Origin of the sequence: Hyphomicrobium sp. 802 (assembly GCF_000526135.1) — a bacterium.
GTDB lineage: Bacteria > Pseudomonadota > Alphaproteobacteria > Rhizobiales > Hyphomicrobiaceae > Hyphomicrobium_B.
The window spans coordinates 3822921-3847417 of record NZ_JAFM01000001.1 but is presented as its reverse complement, the minus strand read 5'-3'; the positions used below and the strand labels follow the sequence as shown (position 1 = coordinate 3847417).

The following is a 24497-nucleotide window of genomic DNA, read 5'->3' as shown; positions in this document are numbered from 1 at the left end:
GCGCGATGCAAACCAATTTCAAGCCAGAGCAACTCAACGATCCGGATGTGAAGGAGGCCGAGCGCATCCTGCGCCGTTGCGTCCATTGCGGTTTCTGCACGGCGACCTGCCCGACCTACGTCGTGCTGGGCGACGAACGCGACAGCCCGCGTGGCCGCATCTACGCCATCAAGGACATGCTTGAGAAAGGCCTCGACGCGAAGCCGGAAATCTCGACGCACATCGATCGCTGTCTTTCCTGCTTCTCTTGCATGACGACCTGCCCATCGGGCGTCGATTACATGCATCTGGTTGAAGTGGCGCGAAAGCATATCGAGAAGACCGGGCATCGTAGCCTGAAGGATCGCCTCATCCGCCGCGCCTTGACAGAAATCCTGCCGCATCCGCGCCGCTTCCGCTGGGCGTTGCGCGCAGCCCCGCTCGGCCGTCGTCTCGCGCCGACGCTGCGCAAGCTGAACTTTCCCGAACTCGCCGCGATGGTCGAGCTGGCGCCTCAGCAAAGCCCGAACGCCGGACGCTTCAAAGGTCCTGGCACAGCGTCGCCGACGGGGGTGCGCACCGGCCGTGTCATCATGCTTGCAGGCTGTGCCCAACAGGTGCTGCGGCCCGAGATCAACGACGCGACGATCCGGCTGTTTGCGCGTGGCGGCGTCGATGTCGTCGTCTCAGCGGGCGCGGCGTGCTGCGGCGCCTTGAGCCAGCACATCGGCCAGGAGGAAAAGGCCATCGCAGCGGCCAAGGTCAACGTCGATGCCTGGAGCAAGGAAATCGCCAAGGGCGGCGTTGATGCCATCATCATCAACACGTCGGGCTGCGGCACGACGGTGAAAGACTATGGCCACCTGTTGAAGCACGAGCCCGACTACGCCGAGCGCGCCAAAACCATCTCGTCGATGACGAAGGACGTGACGGAATTCCTCGATCAGTACGACATCGGCGCTCCGAAGCGCTGGTCGAGCCTTAAAGTCGCGTATCACGCCGCCTGTTCACTGCAGCACGGTCAGCGCGTGACGACGCAACCGAAAACGCTATTGAAGAAGGCTGGATTTACCGTGCTTGACGTTCCGGAAGCGCATCTATGTTGCGGCTCGGCGGGCATCTACAATATTGTTCAGCCGGAGATCGCAGGCGCGCTGCGGGATCGCAAGGCCGGTCACATCAAGTCGTTGAAGCCCGACGTTGTGGCGGCCGGTAACATCGGTTGCATCACGCAGCTCGGGACGGCTCTTGAGGTTCCGATCGTGCATACGATCGAGCTGCTCGATTGGGCGCACGGCGGCCCGGTTCCGCCAGGCCTCGAAGCGCTCGAAAAGTATTCGACAGACGTTCCGCAGCCGAAGAACACAGTTGAGGATTATATCGGCGCATGACCCCCGCACCCCCAGTTACCAAGTCCCGCGAGCTTTTAAGCGACAAGCTGAAGGCCCACATCCGCGGCAAGGCCAAGCCGGTCGGCTCGCTCGGACGGCTCGAAGAACTCGCTCTGCAGATCGGCCTGATCGCCGGATCGACCGCGCCCGATCTCGGCAATGCAAAGATCGTGGTCTTCGCCGCCGATCACGGCATCACTGCCGAAGGCGTGACGGCATATCCCTCCGTCGTCTCCCGCGAGATCGCGAAGTTCGTTCTCTTGGGCTCCGCTGGCGTCAACGTGCTCGCTCGCGCGGCTGGCGTCGGCGTTGAACTTGTCGATGCCGGATTGCTCGAACCGCTGCCGCCGCATGAATTATTGACGGAGCGCCGCATCGGCCCCGGCACGAAAAACGCGCGCCGCGAGCCCGCTATGTCGGTTGAGGAATGCACCGCAGCGCTCGACGCAGGCCGCATTCTCGACGCACGCCTTGGCACCGAAAATGTCGGCATCGTCGGCTACGGCGAAATCGGCATCGGCAATACGAGTTCGGCGTCGCTGATCGCGCATGCCCTGACAGGCCTCGATCTCAGAACATTGGTCGGCCCCGGCGCAGGCGCGCCCGCCCTCGGCCTCGATCACAAATATCAGGTGCTGAAGGAAACGATTGATCGCGCCGCCATCGCGCCATCGACCGAAGCGGGCCGCACCTTCGAAGTCCTCCGTCAGTTCGGCGGTTTCGAAATCGTCATGATGGCAGGCGCCATGACGGCGGCGGCACAAGCAGGTCGGGTGATCGTCGTCGATGGCTTTATCTCGACGGCAGGCGCCATTGCCGCGGAAGCGCTTTATCCGGGCACGCTCGACAACTGTGTCTTCGCCCATTGCTCGGCTGAACCGGGCCACGCTGCATTACTCCGTCATCTGCATGTTAAACCGCTGCTCGAACTGGAGATGCGGCTTGGCGAAGGGACAGGCGCGGCCCTTGCCGTGCCGATCATTCGCGGCGCGGAATTGATGCTGCGCGAGATGGCCGATCTGCCGGGCGAACATCCCGAATGATCGCGCATGAGGTTCGGTTCTTCCTCATCGCTCTGCAATTTCTGACGCGCATCCAGGTAAAGCAGATCATTCCTTTTCCCGAGGATTGGCTGCCGCGCTCGGCGAAATACATGCCGCTTGTCGGCGCGCTCATTGGCGCGACCGTCGGCCTTGTCATGCTCGCGGCTACTGCCGTCTTTCCGGCATCGGTCGCCGTCGTCATCGGCCTCGTCGCGTCGGTGCTGCTGACAGGCGCGCTGCATGAAGACGGACTTGCCGACACCGTCGACGCGTTCGGCGGCGGGTCGAACGTCGAGCGCCGCCTCGAAATCATGAAGGACAGCCGCATCGGCACATATGGTGTGCTGGCGCTCATTGCCGTTCTCGCACTGAAAGGAACGTCGCTTGCCGCCATCGGGCCGGTCGCCGTTATCGGCGCGTTGATCGCCGCTTATGCGGGTGGCCGCCTCGCCGCCGTGCTCGCGCTGGCATTTCTCCCTTATGCCGGCGGCGATAACGTCAAGGTCAGCCGCACGCCGGTCCGGATGACGCGCGGCGAACTCATCGTCGCGATCGTGACAGGCCTCACCGTCGGGCCGTTCGTTATGAGCATCGCAGCTTTCTTCGCGGCAACCGTTGTCGCTTTCGCCGCCGCGGCCGTGATTGCGATCCTCGCGCAACGCAAGATCGGCGGTTACACCGGCGACGTGCTGGGCGCCGTCGAGCAGGTCTATGAGACTGCGTTCCTGGCTGTTGCCGCTGCCGTAATCGCAGGCGCCGGCTGACCGTCTTGTCCGCCTCGCGCAGAACTGCTGATCCAAATTGGCACGAGGCAAAGCCGCCGTTCTCACTTAAATGAATGTCGTTCACACGGCGCATTCTCGCCGCGATGGGGGGCGAGTATCCGCACGCAACGCCAAGAGTGTAGTGCGTAATGGCGACGGCAGAAACGGGGAACGGTGCTTATCTGAGCGCCGGAGGGGAACAGGCGCGGTCGGCGACGCCGGGCGAAAGCCGCTTTGTTGCCGAAATTTTTGACGGTGCCGACGACGCGCTGGCAGCGCTCGAAGTCATTGAAGGCGGCCTCGTCGCAACGGGCTTTCAAACGCTCAACTGGCTTACCGTTTTCTATGACGAAGTCGCGCACGCGCACCGCGCCATGCCGCGTCTTGCTGTCGTAACCGACAGCAAAAGCGATCAGGTTGTTCTGGCTTTGCCGCTCGTTGTCGCGAAGGAAGGTCTGTTGCGCGTTGCGAGCCTCGCCGCTCTCGAAGCCGTGGGCCAAGGCGCGCCTCTTCTTGGGCCCGAGCCGTTGTCCGATCCCGACCGCATTCGCGATATTTGGCGGGCGTTGCGTGCCGCCATCCGCGACGTCGATCTTATCCGCCTCGAACGTATGCCCGCCGAGATCGGTGGCTGCCCGAACCCACTGATTGATCTGTTCGGCAGTTCTACGTCGCGTGCTTCGGCGCACCGCCTCGTCATAACGGGCAGCTTCGATGATTATCTGCAGGGGCTCGGCAAGAGGTACCGCAAGGACGTGGAGCGCTGCCATCGGCTCTGGCAGAACGAGGACAATCCGCGCCTCGTCTGTGCCGAGACCGATGATGAGATCGCGCACGTCTTTGCGACGATGGAGGAGCAGCAGGCCGTGTGGCACGCGGCTCGCGGAACCAAGGACATTTTCGCCGAGAGGTCCAATCGCGAATTTTACGAGCGTCTGGCGTTCGACGGTGCCGACGCCGGCGTGACCTCGCTGTTTGCACTCGAAGCGGGCGGCCGGATCGTTGCCACCCTATTCGGCCTGACCCATGAGGGCGCCTTTTCGCTGCTCTCAATTTCGACGGGCGGCGAACAATGGAGCCACCTTTCGCCCGGCCGCCTCGTCGTGCTCGAAACGGTGAAGCATCTGGTGGCCCAAGGTGTCCGCCGCTTCGACTTGGGCATTAACGCCAATCCGCTGAAGCACGGGTTCGGAACCGAGGAAGTCCCTCTTTACGATCTCGTAGTCGCTCAGGACCTTGCGGCGGTGCCGAAAGCACTGGTCCACGAGCTTGCCGTCCAGCTCCGCGGTACCTCGCGCCTCACGTCGGCGCTCAAGAGGGCGCTGCCCCGCTTGCGAAGCTGAATTTTGGGCATTTCTGCCCGACTTTCCTCATGCCAGTCGATCCGATATAAGGGCGGGCTCGCACGCCGGACGCCTGACAAGGTGTCTCGGCAACTTTTTTTATTTGGCCCTGGTTCTCCGATCCTCGTCATGTCCAAAGCAAACACCAACACGCGCCCCGAAGCGCGGCTCGCGAAGGGTTTTCGCGATATCGAAGCGCCGGAACTGAAGGCGCTCAACGACATGACGGGCAAGATCCGCGAAGTCTACGAGCGCTACGGCTTCGAGGCGCTCGAAACGCCCGCGATTGAATATACCGACGCGCTGGGCAAGTTTCTGCCAGACCAGGATCGTCCGAATGCGGGTGTCTTCTCGTTCCAGGACGAGGACGAGCAATGGATGAGCCTGCGCTATGATCTCACCGCGCCGCTTGCCCGCTACGTCGCGCAGAATTTCCAGACGCTGCCGAAGCCGTTCCGCCGCTACGCGTTCGGGTATGTCTACCGCAACGAGAAGCCCGGCCCCGGCCGCTTCCGCCAGTTCATGCAGTTCGACGCCGACACAGTCGGCGCGGCAAGCGTCGCAGCCGACGCCGAACTCTGCATGCTCGCCGCCGACACGCTCGAAGCGCTGGGCGTGAAACGCGGGGATTACCGGATTAAGGTCAACAACCGTAAAATCCTCGATGGCATCCTGGAGACGGTCGGCATTGATCTCACGGAAGATACACGCCGCTTAGCCGTGCTCCGCTCGCTGGATAAGCTCGACAAGTTTTCCAAGGAGGACGTCGCACTTCTGCTCGGGCCGGGCCGCAAGGACGAGTCCGGTGACTTTACCAAGGGCGCGGGCCTTAATAGCGACCAGATCGATGCTCTGCTTGCCTTCGTCTCTTCGCCGAAATTCGACGACTACGCCGCGAAGAAGGGCATCAAGCCGTCCGATCTCTATCTTGCCGGTTCTGCCGAACTTGTTGAACTGAGCGCGTTTATCGAAGCTGCTGGGTACGAAGACCGCGTACAAATAGATTTCTCCGTTGTCCGCGGTCTCGAATATTACACCGGCCCCGTCTTCGAGGCCGAGCTGACGTTCGAAGTCAAAGGCGATGACGGCAAGCCGGTGCGCTTCGGCTCCGTCGGCGGCGGCGGCCGTTACGACGATCTCGTCGCGCGCTTCACCGGGGAGAAGGTGCCCGCTACTGGCTTCTCCATCGGCGTCTCCCGCCTGCAGGCCGCGCTCTCGCTCATCAATGCAAAGAAGCCTGAACCGCTTGGCCCCGTCGTCGTCCTCGTCATGGACAAGGGCGAGGTCGCGACTTACCAAAAAATGACGCAAGCGTTGCGCAACGCCGGTATCCGCGCCGAGATGTATCTCGGTTCCTCCGGCATGAAGGCGCAGATGAAATATGCCGACAAGCGCAACAGTCCGTGCGTCATCATCCAAGGTTCGGATGAGCGCGCCAAGGGCGAGGTGACGATCAAGGATTTGATTGAAGGCGCGAAAGCCGCTGCCGCGATCAAGGACAACAAGGAATGGAAAGAGGCGCGCCCGGCTCAGTTCTCCGTTTCCGAAGCGCACCTCGTGCAAGAAGTTCACAACCTCATCAAGCGGCATCAGGGATGAGCGCGATGCTGATCTCACTCAATTCGTTCACCCCACCCCCGCCCCCTCCCCGTCAATGGGAGGGGAGAAGTGGGGCCAAATTCGCTGACTACTCCGTTTTCCCTCTCGAACGTGGCGAGGGAAGCGATGTCGTTCTCCGCTCTGTTCCCCTCCCCCTCCGCGGGGAGGGGTTAGGGGCGGGGGGCCTAGCGCTGGCGCGCGCGGGAGACAGAAAATGACCGCCGAGACGGTCCAAAATCTCGAAGCGCTAGCAAGCCAAGCGCAGACGATGATGTCGGTCTTTATCAAGGCCGGCTATGACGCCGTCGCGCCGCCGATCATCCAGCCTGCCGATGTCTTTCTCGACGTCATCGGCGAGAGCCTGCGCGCGCGAACATACGTCTTCGCCGATCAGGACGGCGCCGAGCTTTGTCTGCGGCCCGACATCACCGTGCCGACCTGCCGCCTGCACTTGGAGCGTCATGCTGATCCGATGACGCCCGCGCGCTATTGCTACAACGGCCCGGCGTTCCGCTTTCAGCCGCAAGGCGCAACCGCCGCGCACCCGCGCGAGTTCCGCCAGGCCGGTATCGAGCGCTTCGGCGATAAGTCGCGCGAAGTGGCCGAAGCTGAGACAGTCGCGATCATCATCAAGGCCATCGAGAAGACGGGCTTCAAGGACTGGACGATGCGCCTCGGCGATCTCGGCCTGTTTTCGAGCGTGCTCGATGCCGCTGGCCTGTCCCCGAACTGGAAAAAGCGTCTCGACGATGCGTTCCTGCGGCCGCTTTCGTTCCGTGAAGCCCTGAAAGGCTATGCGGCAAGCGTGCGCCCGGCGTCTTCGAGCATTCCGGAAGAGGTTCTCTCCTCGCTTCGCCGCGACGACATGGAGGCAAGCGAAGCCGCGGTCGCCGTCTATCTCGAAGAGGAAGCCATCGAGCTGATCGGCACGCGCTCGCTCACCGACATCACCATGCATCTCATCGACATCGCTGAGGATCGCCAGGAGAAGCCGCTCGACACGCAAACCATCGAGTTGATCGAGCGTTACATCAATGTCTCCGGTCCGGCGATCACCGCGGGTGAAAAGATTTCCGCGCTGATCAAGGAAGCGCCGAACGGTTCGGGCTATGCGCTCGAAACATACGACCGCCGCCTGGCGCTGCTCGCCAATGCCGGAATCGACCTTGACCGTGTGACGTTCTCGGCCGAATTCGGCCGCACGCTCGCATACTACACGGGCCTCGTCTTCGAGGTGAATGCCGCGGAACTTGGCGCCAAAAGCCCCATCGCCGGAGGCGGTCGTTACGACGGTTTGATGCGCGCCGCGGGCTCGAACGAAGACGTACCGGCCATCGGCGCGGCCATCCATTCCGAGCGCTTGCTCGCCGTTTGCGGAGGCGGGACGCCATGAGCAAGCTGACTCTCGCCATTCCCTCGAAAGGTCGTCTGATGGAACAGACGACTGACATGTTTGCGCGGGCAGGTCTTGTCGTGCGCAAGGTCGGCCACGTGCGCGGCTATCGCGGCGAAATCGAAGGCCTTCCCGGCGTCGATGTTGCGTATGTGTCGTCGAGCGAAATCGCCGAGGCCTTGAAGTCCGGCAGCGTCCACCTCGGCATCACCGGCGAGGACTTGATCCGCGAGAACATCTCCGATGCCGCGACGCGCATTCGTTTCCTGCACAAGCTCGGCTTCGGCTTCGCTGACGTCGTCGTTGCAGTGCCGACGTGCTGGATCGACGTTTCGACGGTGGCCGAACTTGAAGAGATCGCCATTCCGTTTCGCCGCAAGCACGGCCGCTGGCCGCGCGTCGCGACGAAATACATCAACCTGACACGCCGCTTCTTCGGCTCGAAGGGTTACGGTGATTATCGCATCATCGAAAGTGCCGGTGCGACTGAGGGCGCGCCATCGTCGGGCATGGCCGAGTTGATCGTCGACATCACGACGACAGGCGAGACGCTCCGCGCCAACGGCCTCAAGATTTTGGATGACGGCGTGATCCTGAAATCGCAAGCCAATCTGTTCGCGACGAACGCCGCGCCATGGACGCCGGAACTCGAAGCGCTTTGCGCTGAACTGACGGGCAAGCTGTCCGCCTCGATCCCGGAAAAAGCGACGGTGCGCTGACGCGCCTTCGCCGTACGGCAGCGAAGTTTACACGCTATCGGCAAGCAGGCATTTCAGGATGCCGTAATCGTACTGCCCGTCGAGCGCCGCGAACGCGGGGCCGAGCTTGCCGGTATCGCGCGTCTGACACCGCTCAAACGCCGCTTCGATTTCGTCGCGCTCTGCGGGATCGAGCTTCAAGGCATCGTCCGCCGTGACGAGACCGGCTTCGATAGCTTCAGCCAGATGACCGTAAACCGTCGAGACCTCGATGCCGCGATCCGCCGCGATCGTCTCTGCATCGAGCCCGCGCAAGTGTGCAGCGAGCGTTACGTTGACCGTCGCCGATAAGCGATTGTTCAACGCCGGATGCTTCTTGAATTGCGAGATCACTTCAAGAAACGCAGCGCCGTAGCGCGCGATCTTGCTGGCGCCGAGGCCCATGATGTCGTGCAGAGCGCTTTCCGTCGTCGGCCGCTTCTCAGATAACTCGATCAGCGTCTTGTCCTGCGCGACCACGTAAGGCGGCAGCTTCGCAGACGCCGCAAGTTTCTGGCGCATCGCGCGCAGCGCGTCGAACAGCGGTTGGTTTTCGCGCGCGACTTTGGGGCTCGCCGATGCCGAACGCTTCGACGATTTCGCGCTCTGCCGCGTCACGCGCAAAAGGAAACGCTCCTCGCCGCGCAGCAAAGGCCGTGACCGTTCGGTCAGCACGAGCGAACCGACGCCCTCTTCGTCGATGGAAAGATAGCCGAGCGCCGTGAGCTGCCGGTAAAGCCCTTTCCACGTCGCCTGCGGCACGTCCTTGCCGATGCCGTAAACAGAAAGTCGGTCATGGCCGTTACGAATGATCCGCTCATCGACGCCGCCGGTCAGAACGTCAACCAGATAGGTAACGCCGAAACGCTGCTCGGTGCGATAGACGGCGGAGAGCGCCTTCTGCGCCAACACCGTGCCGTCTTCGGTGTGGGGAGGATTGAGACAGTTATCGCAGTTCCCGCACGGCTCCGAACGCGTCTCGCCGAAATAGGCAAGCAATGCTTGACGGCGGCAGCCCGGCATTTCCGCCAGCCCGATCAGCGCGTCGAGCTTCTGCCGCTGCACCTTCTTGAAGGCGTCTGAACCTTCGGATTGATTGATCCATTGCCGAAGCTGCACGATATCCTGGAAGCCATAGGCCATCCATGCGTTCGCCGCTTCGCCGTCGCGCCCGGCACGGCCCGTCTCCTGATAGTAGGACTCGATCGACTTCGGCAGATTGAGATGCGCGACGAACCGCACGTCTGGCTTGTCGATACCCATGCCGAACGCGATCGTGGCGACAATGATAAGCCCGTCTTCCGTCAGGAATTTCGACTGCGCCGCTGCCCGCAAGTGCGCATCGAGGCCAGCGTGATAGGCCAGCGCCTTGCGCCCCTTCGATGACAACCACGCAGCCGTCTCTTCCACCGACTTGCGCGACAGGCAGTAGACGATGCCCGCGTCCGTCGGATGCTCGCTCTCGATGAACTGCCACAGCCGCTCGCGCGAGCTGACGCTGCCGAGCTCGGCAATCGTGTAGCGAATGTTCGGCCGGTCGAAGCTTGCGATGAATGTTGCCGCGTTTTCGAGCGACAACTCTGAGATGATGTCCTGCCGCGTGCGCTCGTCCGCCGTCGCCGTCAGCGCCACACGCGGCACGTTCGGAAAACGCTGCGCCAGGATTTTTAGCTGCCGGTACTCCGGCCGGAAGTCGTGTCCCCATTGCGAAACGCAGTGTGCCTCGTCGATGGCAAAAATCGCGATGTCGCTGCGTTCCAGCAGATTGAGCGTGCGTTCCTGCACGAGCCGTTCGGGAGCGACGTAGAGCAGGTCGAGCCCACCGGCCGCGAATTGCCGCTCGATCTGATCTTGGGTTGCGCGATCCTGCGTCGAGTTGAGGAACGCCGCCTTCACCCCGAGATCGCGCAGGGCATCGACCTGATCCTGCATCAAGGCGATGAGCGGTGAGACGACAATGCCGGTGCCGGGTCGGACGAGGGCAGGGATCTGATAGCACAGCGACTTGCCGCCGCCGGTCGGCATCAGCGCCAGGCAATCGCCACCGCCGAGCATCGTCCGGATGATGTCGCTTTGGTGAGACCGGAAACCCTTGTAGCCGAAGACATTTTCAAGGGTCGCGCGAGCGGCCTCCATCTGGCTGTCCGTGGTTGGCGCAAGCGGAAGGGAAAGCGGCGCGGCGCGGGCCGGCATTCGAAGACCTTTGAACTGAACGATCGAAGCCAGAACGCTAATCTGATTCGAGGGCCGGGGTCTCCGCTCATGGCCCGTGCAACTCAAAAAGTCGTTGATTCTATTGAGGGCTTCCCTGATGCCCAAAGGTTGCGACTATTTAACCCTGCGTTCAGGATGAGTTCATGTTTTCCCGGCTATGTTGCTCCTCAAGCTGGTGTCGACACCTCCCCCCGTGCGCACCAGATGCTGCTGAGCCCGACCGAGCCCCAAGACATCCCCCCGTCTTCCCCGCTTGGTCGGGCCGCAGCCTAATCCTCACGGAAAATCAGAATCTTAGGGCCTATGCCGAAGCCGGTGTGGCGGCTGTTGCGTCCGTCACGCCGAGGGCGATTCCGATAATGCCGAGCACTGCCGCTCCGGCCTCATCCATGGTGAGGGCTCCGGCCGAACCGAGATCTGCGGGAATATGGACGAACCCTACCGCTCCTGATCCGCGCGCTTCGGCGCTCGCGAGCGATTGATAGAGCACGGCATTGCAGAGATAGCCCCCCGCGTCGTCGGAAATCGTGCAGGTTGTGCCACGTGCCCGCAAGGCGGCTGCAATCGCGGCGTTATCGATGCTGGCGCGGCGTTCCGACGGTCCGTCGGCGCAGAGCGACGTTGCGAGCGGTAATAACCCCGCAGCATCGGGTGCGGCCCGGCATGCATTTCCCGCGCATGTTTCAAGCCGAATGCTCGGCTCACCGGATGCCACACCGATATGCAGCGCTAGGCACGGACGAAAGCGATCCTGTAGCGTCGCGACGAGTTCAGGCGCGCGCCGCCATTCCGTCGGCAGCACCGCGGCGACGAAATGAAATGCCGGAAATGCCCGGCGTGCAAGGCGAACGACGACCCTGACAAGTTCTCCAGACACATTGACCGGTACACCCGGAAATGGGCCAAAACCCGTCAGCAGGACCGTGGGAGATGAACCGAGCTTGTCGGAATTGGGCATCTGCCGACTATAGCGGCTGTCTGTTACCCCTTAAACGGCCGGGATCGCATGTCTCACGCCTTCCCGATCGGAGTTTCACGGCGTCTTCGGAGGCTCCTTGCTGAACACCAGCCGGCCCTCCTCAGCTTTGTTGAAGTATTGGCTCGCGATGAGCCATCCCTTGAGCGGGCGCAGCGGCGGAATGCACGTCAGCAGGATCAACGGCAGGCTGGTGACGAGATGCACCCAGTACGGAGGGGAATGCGCGACCTCCAGCCAGACTGCGAACAAGGCGCTCGGAATACAAGCGAAGCACATTACGAAAAATGCCGGGCCATCGGCCGGATCGGCAAATGACAGATCCAGTCCGCACACGGGGCAGGCCCTCTTGAGCGTCAGAAATCCGTCGAAAATCTTGCCCTTGCCGCAGCGCGGGCAAAGGCCCCACAGCCCCGTTTTCGTTGGGGGAAGTTCCGGCCATTTATGTTCCGCACACATGATGACAATCCTTTTTTAGTCAGTTTCAGACCACGTGTACGCATAATGTATGGCTTATGGGCCGGACATGATAGCCATTGTATGGCTCATGCGTCATTTGGTCTAAAAGGCTTCAAAACACGAGAAGATACGAGTAAATAGCTACTTTCGTCAGACTCGGAAGTCAACGGTGGCGACACTGTATGATTTACACCTCCGCGTATTTGCCATACATTTTGAAACAATGTATGTCTTTTGTATTCAAGGATATCGGAAATGTCTTGGAAGCCTTGGCTGGTTGAAGGTAGCCAGCTCAAATACCGCGGCATTGTCGAAGCCATCGAGGCGGACCTGAAGGAAGGGCACATTCAGCCCGGCGATCGGCTGCCGCCGCAAAGAACGATCGCCGAGGTGCTGGGGGTCGACCTCACGACGGTTACGCGCGCGTTCAACGAGGCGCGGCGGCGAGGACTTGTGGAAGCCAATGCCGGACGCGGGACGTTTATTCGCCGCCGCATTGACGATGGCCGCATGTTGGGTCTCGGATCACCGCCTGCCGTCGATCTCAGCATGAATATTCCCCCACAGCCGACGAGTGCGAATCTCAAGCGCCTGATTCCAGAGACCGTCGCCAATCTCCTCTCCGAAGAACATGGCATGCTCCACCTGCACTATCAGGAGAGCACCGGCAGCGACACCGATCGCGCCGCGGCGGCAACATGGCTTGGGCGTCGCATCAATCAGGTTCGGCCATCGTCGATCGTGTTGGCGAGTGGCGCCCAGAGCGCGCTCTTCGCCATTTGCGAATGCGTGCTCGCTCCAGGCGATACGATTGCCGCCGGCTGCGTCACCTATCCTGGGCTGAAGGCAGTCGCACAGCAGCGCGGGTTTGTTTTGTATCCGCTGGCAATGGATGACAAAGGTATCGTTCCGCAGTCGTTCGAGGCCTGCTGCCTGAAACGGCCGCCGAAGGCGCTCTATGTCATCCCGTCCATCGACAACCCGACGACGGCAACCCTTCCGGAAGAACGCCGCCGCGAGATCGTCGCTATCGCCCGACGCTACGGCGTGACGATCATTGAGGACGATCCTTATTCGGCACTGCAGTTCGAGCCGCTGGCACCGCTCGCGGCTTTGGCGCCGGAATTGACATGGCATATTGCGACCTTGTCCAAGTGCGCAACACCGGCGCTGCGTATCGCCTACGTCGTTGCGCCCGGCGCAGCCCAGGCGATGCGGCTGGCGGGTGTCATCCGCGCCGTCAACCTGATGGTGCCGCCGATCAATGCCGCTGTCGCGTCGCGCTGGATTTCGACGGGCATCGTCGACGATCTGACTGTTGCCATTCGCGATGAAAATATCGCCCGCCAGCGTTTGGCAAAAACAGTCCTAGGCGACGCCAATATCGCAGCTGACCGCTGCGGCCATCACATCTGGCTGAAAATGCCGGTGCATTGGCGTGCTGCGGATTTCGCCGATCACGCAGGCCGATCAGGAATTTCTGTTGTCCCGAGTTCCGCTTTTGCGACGGGCACCGAAGAACCTGAAGCGCTGCGGCTCTCGCTCGGTGTCGCACCAGACCGCGAGTCGCTGGTCGAAGCGCTAAAGCAGGTCGCGGCCATCATCTCGCAACCGGCAGTCGCCGTAAAGGCGATCGTCTGAAATTTGAAAGCAAGGTTCGGGATGTATTGAAATGGGCCTCGCGCTACGATGCGCGCACCATGACATCCCGAACCGCAATGGCCCGCAAAGATAAAGCTACACATAAATCCGCTGAGGCGGCCGACCCGGATGCAGAGCGCTGGGCCGCCGTCCTTGTGCGCGATAGAACCGCCGACGGAGCGTTTTTTTTCTCCGTCAAGTCGACGGGCGTCTATTGCCGGCCGTCATGCCCATCGCGTCGCGCTAAGCGCGAGAACGTAGCGTTTCATGCAACGCCGGCGGCCGCCGAAGCCGCAGGCTTTCGCCCCTGCAAGCGTTGTCGTCCCGATGAGATGTCGCTGGTTGCGCGTCGCGCCGAAATCATCGCTGCCGCATGCCGTGCGCTGGAGGACGGCAGCGATGTTCCGAACCTCGACGAACTGGCGAAGGCGAGCGGCCTCAGCCGGTTTCACTTCCATCGGATCTTCAAGGACATCGTCGGCGTGACACCGAAAGAGTATGCACTCGCGCATCGCCGCAAAGCCGTTCGCAAGGAATTGCAGAGGAGCACGTCCGTGACAGAAGCAATTTACGATGCTGGCTTCAATTCGAGCGCGCGCTTTTATGAAAACGCTGCCGAGTCACTTGGTATGTCGCCGAAAGCGTTTCGTGCCGGGGGAAAAAACGAGGTGCTGACGTTCGCATTCGGGCGCAGCACTTTGGGCGACATTCTCGTCGCTGCCAGCGCGAAGGGAATTGCTACCATTCTGATCGGTGACGACCGCGAGCAACTGATCGCAGACCTTGAAACTATTTTTCCCCACGCCGAACGCGTTGCCGGAGATCGCCAGTTCGAAAAAATCGTCTCGGACGTCGTCGGTCTGGTCGAGCATCCGCAACAGCCGGTTGACCTGCCGCTCGATATTCGCGGCACGGCATTTCAGCAGCGCGTCTGGAAGGCGCTCCGGGACATACCCCTCGGCGCAACTGCCACGTACACGGAAATTGCTGACCGGGTCGGCCGTCCCAAAGCTGTCCGGGCCGTCGCGAGGGCCTGCGCAACCAACCCGTTGGCGATCGCCGTTCCCTGCCACCGCGTCGTTCGTGCTGACGGCAGCCTGGCTGGTTACCGCTGGGGCGTGGAGCGTAAAAGCATGTTGATCGCACGCGAAGCCGGTAGCGCCAAAAAGCCAAAGCCGCGCGGTTAATGGCGCACCGAAGGTCGATTGAACCTCATGTGTCGCGTATCCCGGCGACGGCCTTTAGGCGTCGAAGTTTGAACTAAGTCTGGATTATGCTTCCAAACGACCCGTTGCAAACGCTCACGTCCTAGATATCCTTGCGACTATATCGCAATCGATCATCAGGGTGGGTCTGGAAATGCTCGCGGCGTCGATTCTGTCACGTCTATCTCTGCGTATGGCCCTTGCCGGCCTCATGTTGGTTTCAACGCTTTGGGCCGACGCCCAGGCGCAAAAGACCGATACGTCAACCATCACTATCTTCGCCGCAGCCAGTCTGAGGAACGCGCTCAACGACGCCGTCAAGGCCTATGAGAAGAGCACCGGCAACAAGATCGTCATCTCTTACGCGGGTTCATCCGCGCTCGCTAAGCAGATCGAGCAGGGGGCACCTGCCGACATCTTCATTTCGGCCGATCTCGACTGGATGGATTACGTCCAGAAAAAAGATCTGGTCAAGACTGACACGCGCTTCAACCTGCTCGGCAACCGCCTCGTCCTGATCGCTCCGAAGGACAGCAAGATTGACCTCAAGATCGCGAAGGATTTCCCACTCGCCGCCACCCTCGGCGATAATCACATCGCCATGGCGAACGTCAAAGCGGTTCCGGCCGGCAAGTATGGCCACGCCGCCCTTGAAAAGCTGGGCGTCTGGAAGGACGTCGAGCCGAAAGTCGCGCAAGCCGACAACGTCCGTGCCGCGTTGGCGCTCGTCGCGCAGGGCGAAGCGCCGCTTGGCATCGTCTACGAAACGGACGCCGCTGCCGAGCCCAAGGTTAAGATCGTCGACGCGTTCCCCGCCGACACGCATCCGCCGATCATCTATCCCATTGCGATCATCGCCGCATCGAAGAATGCAGACGCCGATACGGCGTTCGTCAACTATCTGAAGACGCCAGAAGCACAGGCCTTCTTCACGAAGCAAGGCTTCACCGTTCTCACCAAATAGCGAAACGATCCGCGGAATTGCGAACGAAAGGCAGGCAGGGTGCTAGGATTTTCCCCCGACGAATGGACGGCCATTCTGCTTAGCCTGCGCGTCGCAACGGTCGGAACGCTTGTCGGACTGCCGATCGCGCTTTTTCTGGCCTACGTTCTCGCGAGGTGGCGGTTTCCCGGAAAGGTCATTCTTGACGGGTTCCTCCACTTGCCGCTCGTCCTGCCGCCCGTCGTTACCGGCTATTTTCTGCTGCTGACGTTCGGCCGCCAGGGGCCGGTGGGCAGGGAGCTCTATGACCTTTTCGGCATCACCTTTTCTTTTCGGTGGACCGGCGCCGCGCTCGCATGTGGCGTCATGGGCTTTCCGTTGATGCTGCGTGCGATAAGGCTTTCTTTTGAAGCCATCGACCGCCGCCTCGAAACAGCGGCGTCTACGCTCGGCGCCAATGCCTGGTGGACCTTCACACTTGTGACACTGCCGTTGGCGCTGCCCGGAATCCTGGTCGGCGCCATTCTCTGTTTCGCGAAGGCGCTCGGCGAATTCGGCGCGACGATCACCTTCGTTTCCAACATCCCAGGCGAAACACAAACGATACCCTCGGCGATTTACACCTATACGCAAGTGCCGGGCGGCGACTATCAGGCTCTCCGGCTGGCGGCGGTCTCGATTTTCATCGCGATGGTCGCGTTGATCGTGTCCGAAATGCTGAACCGCCGCATCCAGAAGCGGATTGCCGTATTCGAATGACGAGCATAGAGCCGGCACTCAGCGTCTGGGCATTTCAAAAGCGAAACGGTTTTACCCTCGACATCGCCTTCGAGAGCAATTGTCCGCTGACGGCGCTCTTCGGGCCGTCCGGCTCGGGCAAGACGTCGGTCTTGAATATGATCGCTGGCGTTCACCGGCCTGCCAAAGGCCGCATCGTTGTTTCTGGTCACGTGCTGACCGATATCGAAGCCGGCATCTTCGTGCCGAGCCATCGCCGCCGCGTCGGGCTGGTCTTTCAGGACGCCCAGCTTTTCCCGCATCTCACCGTCCGGCAGAACATCAAGTTCGGGCAATGGTTCAGGCGGAGCGAAGGCAACGCTTTGCCCGAAGACGCGATTATCGCCGTGCTTGGTATCGGCCACCTTTTGAAGCGACGACCCGCAACGCTTTCGGGCGGCGAGAAGCATCGTGTGGCTATGGCGCGGGCGCTTTTGTCCTCGCCGCGCATTCTGCTGATGGACGAACCCTTGTCGGGCCTCGATGACGCGCGACGCATGGAAATCATGACCCTGATCGAGCGCGTCCGCGATGAATTTAAGGTGCCGATCGTTTTTGTGACGCACAACACAGACGAGGTGCACCGACTGGCGTCGCGCGTCATTAAGATTGCAGATGGCCGAGTAGTCGCCGTGGGCACGCCCGCCGAGGTGTTGAGCCGCTAGCTCGCGATCACGTCCGCGCTGGCTGCGATCCTTTTTTCGGTGGCTTGGCTGCTGGCTTTTCGACTTCCGCCAGATGCTTCTCCATCGCCGAGAGCGGTTTCGCGAAGACGGTCAACGCTCTGGCTTCCATTTCCCGGTATTGACGGACCAGCTCGGCGCCGAACGGGGTGAGCTTCGCGGCCCCACCGCCCTTGCCGCCATGCTGGCGCTCGATCAGCGGATCGGCGAACATCGAATTGAACGCGTCCATCAAATACCAGGCGCGCTTGTATGACATGTCCATGGCCTTCGCTGCCTTGGCGATGGAGCCATGTTGGCCGATCAGCTCCAAGAGCTGAATCCGCCCATGACCGATGTAGCGGTCGTCGTCGAAGTCGATCCGGATCTTAATGACTGTCATTTCGCACCGTGTCGTATTTTCGGAGAGGCGCTGAAGCTCGCCGGTCTTTCATCGTTTGGCCAATCCGGCAGGAAGCATGTTCCGTTAAGAGCGCATTGGCGCATCCTACGTGACAACCAATTGCGACCACAGGACATTTTCGCATCTGCTCAGCAAACGAGTCGCTTCAGGCCTCTCTGGCGTGTCCGAAAATCCTGAACTAACATCCCTTCCGGTATAACCGGCGAAGAGGTTTGGGCGGCTCTTGGTGCCCGCCGCTTCGTCGCGGCGTGCAATCGGAGGAGTAAGCACACATGACGCCCACCCGGAAGACACTAGTAGCATCGTCAGCGATTCTTTTGTTGGGCAGCTTCTCCGCTTGGGGCGAGCCTTTGAAATCCATCGGACCGGGCGAGGGCGAGGTCGATATCGTCGCTTGGCCCGGCTACATCGAGCGTGGTGAGTCCGATAAGAACTACGATTGGGTCACGGGCTTCGAAAAGGAAACGGGCTGCAAGGTCAACGTGAAGACCGCAGCGACGTCCGATGAAATGGTCACCCTGATGAACCAGGGCGGCTTCGATCTCGTCACGGCATCGGGAGACGCTTCACTTCGCCTCGTCGCGGGCAAGAAAGTCCAGCCGATCAACATCGACCTGATCCCGAGCTGGAAGACCATCGATCCGCGCCTTCAGAATGCGCCATGGCACACCGTCGACGGCGTCCATTACGGCGTCCCGTACCAATGGGGCCCGAACGTCCTCGCCTACAACACGACAGTCTTTAAGGAGCCGCCGAAGAGCTGGTCGGTCGTGTTCGAAGAGCAGACGCTGCCGGATGGCAAGAGCAACAAAGGCCGCGTTCAGGCCTATGACGGCCCGATCTATATCGCCGATGCTGCGCTCTTCCTCAGCAAGAAGAAGCCCGAGCTTGGCATCAAGAACCCATACGAGCTGAATAAGGAGCAGTACGCCGCAGCCATTGCGCTGTTGCAGTCGCAGCGCGCCTTGATCGGCCGCTATTGGCACGATGCCACCGTCCAGGTCGATGACTTCAAGAACGAAGGCGTCGTTGCCTCGTCGTCGTGGCCGTATCAGGTCAACCTTCTCCAGGCTGACAAGAAGCCCATCGCCTCGACCATTCCGGAAGAGGGTGCCACGGGCTGGGCCGACACGACCATGATGCATGTGAATGCCGCCCATCCGAACTGCGCCTACAAATGGATGGAGCACTCACTGAACCCGAAGCTGCAGGGCGATCTGGCGTCCTGGTTCGGTTCCGTCCCGACCGTTCCCGCCGCCTGTAAGGGCAATGCGTTGCTTGGCGACAAGGGCTGCGAAACGAACGGATCTGAGAACTTCGAAAAGATCTGGTTCTGGCGTACACCGACGGCGAAGTGTGAAAAGGAAAGCTCTTGCGTCCCCTATTCCCAGTGGGCGAAAGATTTCATCGCGATCCTCGGTAAATAAAGGTTACACGTCCTGCGGTCGGCCATCTGACGGCCGGCCGCACGACCCAAAAGAGTTTCATGTCTCCAGCAGTCCGCTTCCAGAACGTATCGCGTCGCTTTGGCTCCGTGCGTGCCGTTGACGGCGTCTCGCTCGACATTGAGCCGGGCGAATTCTTCGCGCTCCTTGGCCCATCGGGCTCCGGCAAGACGACGTGCCTCCGGCTGATCGCCGGGTTTGAGCAGCCTGACGAAGGCCACATCGAGATTTTCGGCGAAACCGCAGAGGGCGTCCCGCCCTATCGCCGCAACGTCAATACCGTCTTCCAGGATTACGCGCTCTTTCCGCACATGACCGTCGGCGAGAACGTCGCCTATGGCCTGATGATCAAGGGCGTTGCGAAAGCCGAGCGCGAGGCGAAAGCCAAAGATGCGCTCGCCCTCGTCAAGCTCGCCGGTTACGAGACGCGCCGCACGGCGCAGCTTTCCGGTGGTCAGCGTCAGCGCGTTGCTCTGGCCCGCGCCCTCGTGAACGGCCCGAAGGTCCTGCTGCTCGACGAACCGCTCGGCGCGCTCGACCTGAAACTGCGCGAGCAGATGCAGGAAGAGTTGAAATCCCTGCAGACGAGCCTAGGCATCACGTTTGTCTTCGTCACGCACGACCAGGGCGAAGCCCTCTCGATGGCGAACCGTGTCGCGATTTTCAACGAAGGCAAGATCGTTCAGGTCGGAACGCCGTCCGACGTCTATGAGCGTCCGACAACCCGTTTCGTCGCCGATTTCGTAGGTTCCTCGAATGTGCTGCCGCCGGAATTCGCCGCCGCTCATGGCGGCGCGTCATCCTGGACGAGCCTCCGTCCCGAACGGATCGACGTCGTACCGGAAAGCGCCACCGTCGCTGCCGACTATGCCTCCGCTAGGGGCACGGTCAGCGCCGTCAGCTATCAAGGCGCAGTGACCCGCGTCACCGTCGTGACCGAAAAACTGCCTTTGATCGCCACGATCCCGGCAGGTGCAACACTCCACAAAGACGAGCGCGTCATGCTGGTCTGGCCGAAGGCAGCCATGATCGCGATGGGAGACGGCGCGTGACGGTGGTCGCCCAGGAGACGCGGCGCGGGTTTGCCGGCGCCATATCGGACGTTTTCTTCTCCCGCCCGCAGCTACTGACGTTCTTGCTGCTGACGCCGCCGTTGCTCTGGATCGGCATCGTCTACGTCGGCTCGTTGTTTGCGCTGCTCCTGCAAAGCTTCTATTCGCTCGACGATTTCTCCGGCCTCGTGGTCCACGAATTTACGCTCTCGACCTACGAGCAGCTTTTCGACGGCTCGAACGTCCAGATCATCGTGCGCACGGTCACGATGGCGGCGCTGGTAACGATCGCGAGCGCGTTCATCGCTTTTCCGATTGCCTATTACGCCGCCCGTTACGCGCGGGGCTGGATGAAGGCGCTCTTCTACCTGGCGGTGATGATGCCGCTGTGGTCGAGCTACCTCGTCAAGGTCTATGCCTGGAAGCTCATCCTCGCGAAAGAAGGCGTCATCACTTGGTTCGCCGGGATTTTGCATCTCAATTGGCTGCTCGACGGCATTTTGGCGTTGCCTGTCATTGGCGGCCCGTCGCTGTCGTTTAGTTATCTGGGCACGTTCCTGGTTTTCGTCTACATCTGGTTGCCGTACATGATCCTGCCGACGCAAGCTGCGCTCGAGCGCGTTCCGGCGAATTTCATCGAAGCCTCAGCCGATCTCGGCGCTGAGCCCGGACAGACGTTCCGCACGGTGATCTTTCCCTTGGCGCTGCCGGGAATCGTCGCCGGCTCGATCTTCACGTTTTCGCTGACGCTCGGCGACTACATCATCCCGCAGATCGTCGGCAACTCCCGCCTGATGATCGGCCAGGCAGTCTATACACTTCAGGGCACGGCCGGAAATATCCCGCTGGCTGCCGCCTTCACCGTCGTGCCGATGGTGATCATGGCCTTCTATCTCTGGATGGCAAAGCGCATGGGGGCCTTCGATGTCCTCTAACGGCAAGACGAAATCGCCTCTTGGGCTGAGGATCTCGGCGACTGCCGGACTGCTGTTCCTGCACCTGCCGCTGTTCTTCATTTTCCTCTATGCCTTCACGACCGAGGAAAAGAGCTTTGAATTTCCGCCGCCGGGGCTGACTACGAAGTGGTTCGGCGTCGCCTGGAATTCACGGCCCGATATCTGGCCGCCGCTCTATCTGTCGCTGCAAGTCGCGGCTATCGCGACCATTCTCGCGCTGATCTTCGGCACGCTTGCGGCTGCTGCACTCTCCCGCGCGAAATTTTTCGGCCGCGAAACGATTTCGCTGTTGTTCGTGCTGCCGATCGCACTGCCCGGCATCATCACCGGTATCGCGCTGCGCTCCGCCTTCGACATCATGAGCATACCGTTCTCGGTCTGGACGATCATGCTCGGTCACGCCACGTTCTGCATCGTCGTCGTTTACAATAACGCGGTGGCACGCTTCCGGCGGCTGTCAGGCAATCTTGTCGAGGCATCGATGGACCTCGGCGCCGACGGCTTCCAGACGTTCCGCTATGTCATCCTGCCGCAAATCGGCACCGCGCTGCTCGCAGGCGGCATGCTCGCATTCGCGCTATCGTTCGACGAGGTCATCGTCACCACGTTCACGGCCGGACAACAGACGACATTGCCAATCTGGATGCTGTCCGAACTGATCCGTCCGCGGCAGCGGCCGGTGACGAACGTCGTCGCCGTCTTCGTCTTTCTCGTAACACTATTGCCCATTCTCGCGGCCTACTACCTGACGCGGGAAGGCGAACACACTGGCGGCTCCTCGAAGTAACGAGGCGCCCGAGCGATCATTGGAGGAAAACCATGCTCGAAACAAACATGCTGATCGGTTCGGACTTCGTTGCCGGAACCGACGCGCCCGAACCGATCGTCAACCCGAAGACGGAAGAGGTCATCACCAATCTTCCTGACGCGTCCGTCGCGCAGGTCGATGCGGCCGTCAGCGCTGCCGAAAAGGCCTTCAAGACCTGGTCGCAGACGACGCCCGCCGAACGCTCGACCCTGCTCTTGAAGCTCGCCGATGCGGTCGAAAAGGAATCGGAAGCCTTCGCAGCGCTCGAAGCGCTGAATACCGGCAAGCCGCGTATCCGGGTTCTTCAGGACGAGATGCCCGCGATTGTCGATTGCTTCCGTTACTTTGCCGCCGCCGTTCGCAATATGCACGGCCCCGTCGCAGGCGAATATCTCGCCGGACACACGTCGATGATCCGCCGCGATCCCGTCGGCGTCGTCGGTTCGATCGCACCTTGGAACTACCCGCTGATGATGGCGGCTTGGAAGCTCGGCCCCGCGCTCGCAGGCGGCAACACCATCGTGCTGAAGCCGTCCGAGCAGACGCCGCTGACGCTGCTGAAACTCGGCAAGCTCATCGCCGACATCTTCCCCGAAGGCGTCGTCAACATCGTCGTCGGCAAGGGCGCGACCACCGGTTCGGCGCTCATCAACCATCCCAAGGTCGCGATGGTTTCACTGACGGGCAGCATCGGGACCGGCCAGAAAGTGCTTCAAGCTGCGGTCTCGAACATCAAGCGCACACATCTCGAACTCGGCGGCAAGGCTCCGGTCATCGTGTTCGACGACGCCGACATTGCTTCCGTTGTCGAAGGCGTGAAGATCTTCGGCTTTTACAATGCCGGTCAGGATTGCACCGCCGCTTGCCGCATCTACGCCGGCAAGAAGGTCTACGACAATCTCGTCGCCGATCTCGCCAGCGCCGTTAGCAGCCTGAAGTTCAACCAACCGAATGACGACGACAACGATCTCGGCCCGCTGATCTCGTCAGCTCAGAAGGGCCGTGTGCAGGGCTTCGTCGAGCGTGCGTCGCAGTTGAACCATGTCAGCGTTGCGGCTGGCGGCAAGGCGCCAACGGGCAAAGGCTTCTTCTTCGAGCCGACGCTTATTGCCGGTGCGCAGCAGGAAGACGAAATCGTGCGCAAGGAAGTCTTCGGCCCGGTCGTTTCGGTCACGCCGTTCGACGACGCGGAGGAAGCCATCGCCTGGGCGAACGACAGCGACTACGGCCTCGCATCCTCGGTCTGGACGTCGGATATCGCCAAGGGAATGAAGGTCGCCTCCCGCCTGCAGTATGGCTGCACCTGGGTCAACACGCACTTCATGCTTTGCAGCGAGATGCCCCACGGCGGTCTCAAAATGTCGGGCTACGGCAAAGACCTCTCGATGTACGCGCTTGAGGATTACACCGTGCCGCGTCACGTGATGGTGAAGCTCTGATCCTGTAAATATTGCGCGGCAGCACGATGCGCTGCCCTGTCAACTGCGGCGGCGAAGGGGTCAAGTCCTCTTTGCCGTCGCTTCATAGTGTGCTCTCAACGGAAATTGGTGTGGTCGACGAGACGGATCGCACGGGAACACACGGGATTTCGAAACGACAATGACGGGCGCCGCCGAACTAACCCACGAAGAGCTGCTGCAACGCCTGCAAAGTGTGGCCGAAGGCTCGGTAAAGAGGTTTGGGCTGCCTGACGGTGTCCCCGTCAAACTCATCAACGTATCCGAAAACGCAACGTACAAGGTCGAAGACGGCACCGGCCGCAAGTGGGCGCTGCGCGTCCACCGCGAGGGATATCATTCGCGCACGGCGATTGCGTCGGAACTGGCCTGGCTTGCATCGCTGCGCGAAACCGGCGGCGTTGCCACGCCGGTGCCTGTCCGCGGCCTTGACGGTGAATACATCCAGACCGTTGCAGGCGAAGGCCTGCCCAATCCGCGCAATGTGGTGCTCTTCGATTGGGAAAATGGCGCCGAGCCCGAGCGCACGGACGTCGCAGGGTTTGAGCTTTTGGGCGAGACGGCCGCGCGCATGCACGCCCACGTCCGCAAATGGCGCCGCCCTGTCTGGTTCGAACGTCATTCTTGGGATTTCGAGACCAGTCTCGGCAGCCGCCCGCATTGGGGCTATTGGAAAAACGGCATGGGCATGACGTCGGAGGCGATGGAAGCCTTCACCGAAACCGTCGCCCTGATCGAGCAGCGCCTTGAAGCCTTCGGCAAATCGCCCGACCGTTTCAATCTCGTTCATGGCGATATGCGCCTTGCCAACCTCCTGATGGATGGCAGCACCGTTAAGGTGATCGATTTCGATGATAGCGGCTTCTCCTGGCTGCTTTACGATTGCGCCACCACTGTCTCCTTCTTCGAGCACACACCGGAGGTGCCAGAGCTTTTGCAGGCTTGGGTGCGTGGCTATCGCCGCGTCGGCGCCTTAAGTCCCGAGGAAGAGAACGAAATCGCGACATTCGTGATGCTGCGCCGCCTGCTGCTCGTCGCCTGGATTGGTTCGCACTCGGAGACAGAGTTGGCGCAGTCTATGGGCGTCGACTACACGCGCGAGTCGATACCGCTTTGCGAAAAATATCTCTCAGCGTACGGCCGGCCCAACGTCAGCACGGTTGCGGCGCCAGTCCCCAAAAAAGGCGTTCTTGGTCGCCTGTTCGGCTGATTGCTGCAGCGCAATTGTG

22 protein-coding genes are annotated in these 24497 nt (G+C 61.2%); 18 read left to right on the top strand and 4 right to left on the bottom strand.

Annotated features, from left to right (window positions below):
• Positions 1–5 precede the first annotated feature (5 nt).
• From glcF to hisG, 7 genes are all read left to right on the top strand, one after another.
• The gene (gene glcF / locus HYP802_RS0119570) at positions 6–1370 is read left to right on the top strand and encodes a glycolate oxidase subunit GlcF (RefSeq protein ID WP_024276376.1); all 1365 of its coding nucleotides are present in this window, start codon (positions 6–8) and stop codon (positions 1368–1370) included.
• Positions 1367–2413, top strand: coding sequence for a nicotinate-nucleotide--dimethylbenzimidazole phosphoribosyltransferase (gene cobT / locus HYP802_RS0119565; protein WP_024276375.1), 1047 nt, complete (start codon positions 1367–1369; stop codon positions 2411–2413). Before glcF ends, cobT begins: the two co-directional genes overlap by 4 nt.
• The gene (gene cobS, locus HYP802_RS0119560) at positions 2410–3177 is read left to right on the top strand and encodes an adenosylcobinamide-GDP ribazoletransferase (protein ID WP_024276374.1); all 768 of its coding nucleotides are present in this window, start codon (positions 2410–2412) and stop codon (positions 3175–3177) included. Before cobT ends, cobS begins: the two co-directional genes overlap by 4 nt.
• 149 nt (positions 3178–3326) lie before the next feature.
• Positions 3327–4520 (top strand): GNAT family N-acetyltransferase, encoded by a 1194-nt coding sequence (locus tag HYP802_RS0119555; RefSeq protein ID WP_024276373.1) that lies wholly within the window; start codon positions 3327–3329, stop codon positions 4518–4520.
• A gap of 129 nt (positions 4521–4649) precedes the next feature.
• Complete coding sequence (hisS, locus tag HYP802_RS0119550; protein ID WP_024276372.1) at positions 4650–6119, top strand: histidine--tRNA ligase; 1470 nt, start codon at positions 4650–4652, stop codon at positions 6117–6119.
• A 214-nt stretch (positions 6120–6333) separates the two neighbouring features.
• Positions 6334–7512 (top strand): ATP phosphoribosyltransferase regulatory subunit, encoded by a 1179-nt coding sequence (locus HYP802_RS0119545; RefSeq protein WP_013949412.1) that lies wholly within the window; start codon positions 6334–6336, stop codon positions 7510–7512.
• Positions 7509–8231: an ATP phosphoribosyltransferase gene (gene hisG, locus HYP802_RS0119540; RefSeq protein ID WP_013949411.1), complete on the top strand. Its 723-nt coding sequence runs from the start codon at positions 7509–7511 to the stop codon at positions 8229–8231. The genes HYP802_RS0119545 and hisG overlap by 4 nt, the downstream gene beginning before the upstream one ends.
• A gap of 27 nt (positions 8232–8258) precedes the next feature.
• Here hisG and recQ read toward each other — a convergent pair whose 3' ends face one another.
• The 3 genes from recQ to HYP802_RS0119525 form a co-directional block, all read right to left on the bottom strand.
• On the bottom strand, positions 8259–10442 hold the full coding sequence (recQ, locus tag HYP802_RS0119535) for a DNA helicase RecQ (RefSeq protein ID WP_013949410.1): 2184 nt from the start codon (positions 10440–10442) through the stop codon (positions 8259–8261).
• A gap of 322 nt (positions 10443–10764) precedes the next feature.
• Positions 10765–11421, bottom strand: coding sequence for a peptidase C15 pyroglutamyl peptidase I (locus HYP802_RS0119530; RefSeq protein WP_013949409.1), 657 nt, complete (start codon positions 11419–11421; stop codon positions 10765–10767).
• A gap of 75 nt (positions 11422–11496) precedes the next feature.
• Complete coding sequence (locus tag HYP802_RS0119525; RefSeq protein ID WP_013949408.1) at positions 11497–11898, bottom strand: DUF983 domain-containing protein; 402 nt, start codon at positions 11896–11898, stop codon at positions 11497–11499.
• Between the two features lie 255 nt (positions 11899–12153).
• Between HYP802_RS0119525 and HYP802_RS0119520 the strand changes: the two genes are divergently transcribed.
• From HYP802_RS0119520 to modC, 5 genes are all read left to right on the top strand, one after another.
• Entirely contained in the window at positions 12154–13539 is a 1386-nt protein-coding gene (locus tag HYP802_RS0119520) for a PLP-dependent aminotransferase family protein (protein WP_013949407.1), read from the top strand.
• Between the two features lie 59 nt (positions 13540–13598).
• Positions 13599–14726 (top strand): bifunctional DNA-binding transcriptional regulator/O6-methylguanine-DNA methyltransferase Ada, encoded by a 1128-nt coding sequence (gene ada / locus HYP802_RS0119515; RefSeq protein ID WP_085941695.1) that lies wholly within the window; start codon positions 13599–13601, stop codon positions 14724–14726.
• Between the two features lie 229 nt (positions 14727–14955).
• Entirely contained in the window at positions 14956–15708 is a 753-nt protein-coding gene (modA, locus tag HYP802_RS0119510) for a molybdate ABC transporter substrate-binding protein (RefSeq protein WP_244421062.1), read from the top strand.
• A gap of 39 nt (positions 15709–15747) precedes the next feature.
• Complete coding sequence (gene modB, locus HYP802_RS0119505) at positions 15748–16446, top strand: molybdate ABC transporter permease subunit (RefSeq protein WP_013949404.1); 699 nt, start codon at positions 15748–15750, stop codon at positions 16444–16446.
• Complete coding sequence (gene modC, locus HYP802_RS0119500; RefSeq protein ID WP_013949403.1) at positions 16443–17129, top strand: molybdenum ABC transporter ATP-binding protein; 687 nt, start codon at positions 16443–16445, stop codon at positions 17127–17129. The genes modB and modC overlap by 4 nt, the downstream gene beginning before the upstream one ends.
• A gap of 7 nt (positions 17130–17136) precedes the next feature.
• Here modC and HYP802_RS0119495 read toward each other — a convergent pair whose 3' ends face one another.
• Positions 17137–17529 (bottom strand): LysR family transcriptional regulator, encoded by a 393-nt coding sequence (locus tag HYP802_RS0119495; RefSeq protein WP_013949402.1) that lies wholly within the window; start codon positions 17527–17529, stop codon positions 17137–17139.
• A gap of 293 nt (positions 17530–17822) precedes the next feature.
• On the opposite strand from HYP802_RS0119495, the gene HYP802_RS0119490 reads away from it, so the two are divergent.
• From HYP802_RS0119490 to HYP802_RS0119465, 6 genes are all read left to right on the top strand, one after another.
• On the top strand, positions 17823–18977 hold the full coding sequence (locus HYP802_RS0119490; RefSeq protein ID WP_013949400.1) for an ABC transporter substrate-binding protein: 1155 nt from the start codon (positions 17823–17825) through the stop codon (positions 18975–18977).
• Between the two features lie 59 nt (positions 18978–19036).
• The gene (locus HYP802_RS0119485) at positions 19037–20047 is read left to right on the top strand and encodes an ABC transporter ATP-binding protein (RefSeq protein ID WP_013949399.1); all 1011 of its coding nucleotides are present in this window, start codon (positions 19037–19039) and stop codon (positions 20045–20047) included.
• Complete coding sequence (locus HYP802_RS0119480; protein ID WP_013949398.1) at positions 20044–20982, top strand: ABC transporter permease; 939 nt, start codon at positions 20044–20046, stop codon at positions 20980–20982. Before HYP802_RS0119485 ends, HYP802_RS0119480 begins: the two co-directional genes overlap by 4 nt.
• Positions 20972–21790: an ABC transporter permease gene (locus HYP802_RS0119475; RefSeq protein ID WP_013949397.1), complete on the top strand. Its 819-nt coding sequence runs from the start codon at positions 20972–20974 to the stop codon at positions 21788–21790. Before HYP802_RS0119480 ends, HYP802_RS0119475 begins: the two co-directional genes overlap by 11 nt.
• Before the next feature lie 32 nt (positions 21791–21822).
• A complete protein-coding gene (locus tag HYP802_RS0119470; RefSeq protein ID WP_013949396.1) occupies positions 21823–23250 on the top strand; it encodes a gamma-aminobutyraldehyde dehydrogenase in 1428 nt (475 codons plus the stop codon).
• A 160-nt stretch (positions 23251–23410) separates the two neighbouring features.
• Positions 23411–24478 (top strand): phosphotransferase, encoded by a 1068-nt coding sequence (locus tag HYP802_RS0119465; RefSeq protein ID WP_024276370.1) that lies wholly within the window; start codon positions 23411–23413, stop codon positions 24476–24478.
• The last annotated feature ends 19 nt before the right edge of the window (positions 24479–24497 follow it).